7 protein-coding genes and 1 tRNA gene are annotated in these 4,242 nt (G+C 71.1%); 6 read left to right on the top strand and 2 right to left on the bottom strand.

Annotated elements, in window-relative coordinates; all coding sequences use genetic code 11:
- From KY469_22445 to KY469_22455, 3 genes are all read left to right on the top strand, one after another.
- Nucleotides 1-477: hypothetical protein (locus KY469_22445; GenBank protein MBW3665854.1), on the top strand; the 477-nt coding region annotated here is incomplete at its 5' end.
- 19 nt (nt 478-496) lie between these two features.
- Complete coding sequence (locus tag KY469_22450; protein MBW3665855.1) at nt 497-1,516, top strand: M23 family metallopeptidase; 1,020 nt, start codon at nt 497-499, stop codon at nt 1,514-1,516.
- A 29-nt stretch (nt 1,517-1,545) separates the two neighbouring features.
- Nucleotides 1,546-1,636 (top strand) — tRNA-Ser (locus KY469_22455).
- A 12-nt stretch (nt 1,637-1,648) separates the two neighbouring features.
- On the opposite strand, the gene KY469_22460 is transcribed toward KY469_22455, so the two are convergent.
- Nucleotides 1,649-1,855, bottom strand: coding sequence for a type II toxin-antitoxin system VapB family antitoxin (locus KY469_22460; GenBank protein MBW3665856.1), 207 nt, complete (start codon nt 1,853-1,855; stop codon nt 1,649-1,651).
- 167 nt (nt 1,856-2,022) lie between these two features.
- On the opposite strand from KY469_22460, the gene KY469_22465 reads away from it, so the two are divergent.
- The gene (locus KY469_22465) at nt 2,023-2,454 is read left to right on the top strand and encodes a cyclic nucleotide-binding domain-containing protein (GenBank protein ID MBW3665857.1); all 432 of its coding nucleotides are present in this window, start codon (nt 2,023-2,025) and stop codon (nt 2,452-2,454) included.
- On the opposite strand, the gene KY469_22470 is transcribed toward KY469_22465, so the two are convergent.
- On the bottom strand, nt 2,448-3,347 hold the full coding sequence (locus KY469_22470; GenBank protein MBW3665858.1) for a 1,4-dihydroxy-2-naphthoyl-CoA synthase: 900 nt from the start codon (nt 3,345-3,347) through the stop codon (nt 2,448-2,450). The two genes, KY469_22465 and KY469_22470, sit on opposite strands and share 7 nt — an antisense overlap.
- 100 nt (nt 3,348-3,447) lie before the next feature.
- On the opposite strand from KY469_22470, the gene KY469_22475 reads away from it, so the two are divergent.
- Entirely contained in the window at nt 3,448-3,834 is a 387-nt protein-coding gene (locus tag KY469_22475; GenBank protein MBW3665859.1) for a CrcB family protein, read from the top strand.
- Nucleotides 3,828-4,181 carry a CrcB family protein gene (locus KY469_22480; protein ID MBW3665860.1) on the top strand — a complete coding sequence of 118 codons (354 nt, stop codon included), beginning with the start codon at nt 3,828-3,830 and terminating at the stop codon, nt 4,179-4,181. Before KY469_22475 ends, KY469_22480 begins: the two co-directional genes overlap by 7 nt.
- The last annotated feature ends 61 nt before the right edge of the window (nt 4,182-4,242 follow it).

A 4,242-nucleotide genomic window follows, 5' to 3' on the forward strand; every position in this document is an offset into this window, starting at 1 on the left:
GACGACAAGGGGCGTGGTGGCATGTACGTCACGTCGCTGTCGCGTGCGTCGATCCGCGAGGCCATGCAGGCACGGCGGTTCTTCGCCGCTCGCGGCAAGGGCATCCGCTTCGACGCGACCGCGAACGGGGCACGCATGGGCTCGACCCTGCGCCACCGGCGCGGGCAGGTCCGCTTCCTCGTGGACCTCGACCGGGGTCCGGCGTGGTACGGCAAGGTCGTCAACATCCAGGTGCTGATGACCGGGACGCCGCTGCCGCGCCTGGTCGACGCCTTCGAGCATCCGCTGCCAAGCGGGCCGCGAGAGCGTCTCTTCGACGACCCGCGCGGTCTCCGCATCGCCGAGCGCGAGCCGCGCGCCGTCCCGGTGCTGCCGCATCGGCCGGACGGCCCCCGGCCTCGGCCTGATGGCGGAGGGGTTGCCGCAGAGAAGTATCCTGTCCGGGCCGTCGTGCCCTTCGGTGGCAGTGGGGGATGACCATCCCGGAGGTGTGGACGTGGAACTGGCGACCGGTCAGGCGCTTTTTGTCCTGGCCCTGCTGACGCTCGCCGCGATGACGGCGGCGCTGCTACTCCCGAGCAACGGCACCACTACGGTGGTGGCAGCCGAGGCCGACGCTCTCCGCAACCACCGCAGCGTCCCCGAGGGGTCCGCGGACACGGACGCCCGCCCGGCGGGCGAGGCGCGCACGGCCGACACGGTCGGCGGGCGGGCCGAACAGCGTCGCGCGGCAGAGGCCGAGACGCACGGAGACGACGTATCCGAGGAGCGGGAGACCGGGAGCGGTCCCGCCGGCGAGCAGTCCGACGACGTCCGGGAGTCCGAAGCGGCACTGCGGATCGTCGGTGAGAAGGACGAGGCAGCGCTCGACGAGCAGCGCGAGGAGAAGGCGGACCGGAGGAAGAAGGCTGCCGAGAAGAAGAACAAGAAGAAGGAAGCCCAGGAGGCTTCGTCCCCGTTCCCGGAGGGTCCGTCACGGCTGTTCGCGCGCCACGACGGCATGCACCTGTTCACGCCGAGCGCGGACCCGGTGCGGATCGGCTTCCACGAGGCCGCCTACCGGACCGCGGTCGGGATGATCCCCCTCGGGCGGGCGCTGGCGAACGACAACGGCGGCAAGTACCAGCTGCCGCCGCTCACGCCGACGGACCAGCAGTACCTGGTCCTGTCGAGCCGCGGCAGACCGCACCACGCGACCTCCGCGGTCGACATCGTCATGCGTCCCGGGGAGCCGGTCCGATCTGTGGTCACCGGGATGGTCGTCGAGGTCAAGCCCTACATGCTCTACGGCGTCCACCCCGACGCGATGATCCGGATCCGGTCCGTCGAGGACAACGGCAAGATCGTGACGATGCTGCACGTGACAGGCACGCGGGTGCACGTCGGTCAGCAGGTGCTGGCCGGTGAGACGATCGTCGCGGACTCGGCGACCTCCTTCCCGTTCCTGTCGCAGATCGACTACTACCTGGGTGGCGAGCCGCATCCCCACGTGCACGTCGAAGTGAAGCGCGGCTAGGTACTGGGCCAGAGGTAGCCTCCAGTCACGGAGGGTTGGCCGAGTCCGGCTGAAGGCACCGGTCTTGAAAACCGGCGTGGCGCGCGAGCGTCACCGTGGGTTCGAATCCCACACCCTCCGCCCTGGTTCGGTTCAGCGCCACACGTCGCCCATGACGTCCCCGTCGTCGACGTCCAGCCCGCCCATGTCGGCCAGGCGGGCCGCGTGTGCCTGCCGCTTCGCGAGACGGACGACCTCAGCCAGCGCCTCGTTGACGGTCTGCTCCGTGGTGTCCGCGCCGAGGATCTCGCGGGCACGGTCGAGGGCGCCCTCGTCGATGTCGATCAGCTTCTCGGTCACGTCGCCCTCGCCGAGCGGCGCGGTGCGTACGGATGGTGCCACGAACCCCGTGGTACCGTTCTGCCAGGATGCCACTTCCCCGCGGATCCGCGGGAAGACGTCACATCGATCCTTGCGGGGTGATCGGAACCGCTGGTAGGCCATGACGCGGACCGGAGGAGCATCCGATGTCGATGACGGAGCGCGAGAAGGCCGATCTGCTCGGGTCGGTCCCGCTGTTCGCGTCGTGCACCCGGGCGGAGCTCAACCACGTTGCGCAGATGTCCGAGGCGGTGCACTTCGACGACGGCCAGACGCTCGTGGAGGAGGGGGAGGACGGTGGAGGCTTCTACGTCATCGTGGACGGCTCGGCCGCCGTGGCCCACGCCGGTGAGGAGGTCGCCGAGCTCGGGCAGGGCGAGGTCCTCGGGGAGCTCGCCCTGCTGCTCCAGGCACCGCGGACGGCGACGGTGACCGCGACGGAGGAGGTGCGGGCGCTACGGATCGATCCGCGTCGGTTCCGTTCGATGCTCCTCGAACACCCGAAGGTGGCGGTCAAGCTCCTCGAGGTGCTCGCCGGCCGGCTGCGCCTCGTCGAGGGACGCGACCGCGATCAGTAGTGGTAGGGGAACCCGGTCCAGTCCGGGGTCCGCTTCTCGAGGAACGCGTCGCGCCCCTCTTGCGCCTCGTCGGTCATGTACCCGAGCCGGGTCGCCTCGCCCGCGAAGACCTGCTGGCCGACCAGGCCGTCGTCGATCAGGTTGAACGCGAACTTCAGCATCCGGATCGCCATCGGGGACTTCCCGCAGATCCGGCGAGCCCAGTCGAGCCCGACCTCCTCGATCCGCTCGTGCTCGACGACGGCGTTCACCATCCCCAGACGGTGGGCGTCGTCGGCGGAGTACTCGTCACCGAGGAAGAAGATCTCGCGGGCGAACTTCTGGCCGACCTGCCGGGCGAGGTACGCCGATCCGAACCCGCCGTCGAAGCTGGCCACGTCGGCGTCGGTCTGCTTGAAGCGTCCGTGCTGGCGGCTGGCGATGGTGAGGTCGCAGACCACGTGGAGGCTGTGCCCGCCTCCGGCCGCCCAGCCGGGGACCAGGCACACCACCGCCTTCGGCATGAACCGGATCAGACGTTGCACCTCGAGGATGTGCAGGCGACCGCTGCGGGCGGGGTCGACCGTCTCGGCGGTGTCGCCCTCGGCGTACCGGTAGCCGTCCTCGCCGCGGATCCGCTGGTCACCGCCGGAGCAGAACGCCCACCCGCCGTCCTCCGGGGACGGCCCGTTGCCGGTCAGCAGGACGCAGCCGACGTCCGGGCTCTGCCGGGCGTGGTCGAGCACCCGGTACAGCTCGTCGACCGTGTGCGGGCGGAAGGCGTTGCGGACCTCGGGGCGGTCGAAGGCGACCCGGACGGCGCCGACGTCCCTGGCGCGGTGGTAGGTGAGGTCGGTCAGGTCGAAACCGTCGACCTCCTCCCACACGTCAGCGTCGAAGAGCTCGGAGACCATCGGCACGTCCTCCCACATCGGGAGCCCGCAGCGTAGGCGCGCCCCGCCGGGTACCGGGAAGGCGCCAGGTGCCGCAGGCCGGGGTGGTAGACCTCGCCATGTGACTGACGGACGTGACACCGGTTGGGTCCGACGCGCTGCCGTGGGGATCGGCGGGGGCGTGGGAGCGGGCCTGCGTGTCCTGGTGGCATCGACGGTGCCCGCCGGGCCGGGTGGGTTCCCGCTCGCGACGTTGGCCGTCAACCTCGCGGGGGCGCTGCTGCTCGGTCTCGCCCTGGGATGGCTGCTCCCGACGGGGCGGACCCGTCTGACCTCGATGGTCTGTACGGGACTGCTCGGGGCGCTCACCACCTTCTCGACGTTCGCGGTGGAGGTGGTGGACCTCGTCGATGGGGAGCCGTTCGTGGCGCTGGCCTACGTGTCCGTGAGTCTGATGGCCGGGCCGGTCCTGGCACGCGCCGGCCTGCGGTGGAGCCGGGGATGGTGACCGCGGTGCTGGTGGTCGCGGCAGGGGCGGTCGGCGCCCTGCTCCGCGATGAGGTGGTCGGGCTCGTCCATCGGTGGCTCGAGCGGTCGGGGCTGCGGGCCATCGCGATCGTCAACCTCAGCGCCGCACTGCTCGCCGGCGCGGCAGCGGGTGCCGCGCTCAGCGGTCCCGCGCGGCTCGTGCTCGTCGGGGGCCTGCTCGGCGGCTACTCGACCTACTCGACGTGGATGGTGGAGTCCGTCATGGTCGGTCGGCGCCGCGGCCTGGTGAACGTGGTCGGTCAGGCCGCGGCGGGTGTCGTGCTGGCCGGCCTCGGGTGGGTCCTGGGCGTCGCGCTCAGGAGCTGACGAGCGTCGCCTTCACGCTGATGTCGGTGCCGGCGAGCGCCTTGGAGACGGGACAGCCGTC

Source organism: Actinomycetota bacterium (assembly GCA_019347575.1).
In the GTDB taxonomy this organism is placed as follows: Bacteria; Actinomycetota; Nitriliruptoria; order Nitriliruptorales; family Nitriliruptoraceae; genus JAHWKY01.

Excerpts from the sequence above, each read along its gene's own strand:
- KY469_22465 (MBW3665857.1), top strand. The coding sequence starts at position 2,023 with ATGTCGATGACGGAGCGCGAGAAGGCCGATCTGCTCGGGTCGGTCCCG.
- KY469_22470 (MBW3665858.1), bottom strand. The coding sequence starts at position 3,347 with ATGGTCTCCGAGCTCTTCGACGCTGACGTGTGGGAGGAGGTCGACGGT.
- KY469_22480 (MBW3665860.1), top strand. The coding sequence starts at position 3,828 with ATGGTGACCGCGGTGCTGGTGGTCGCGGCAGGGGCGGTCGGCGCCCTG.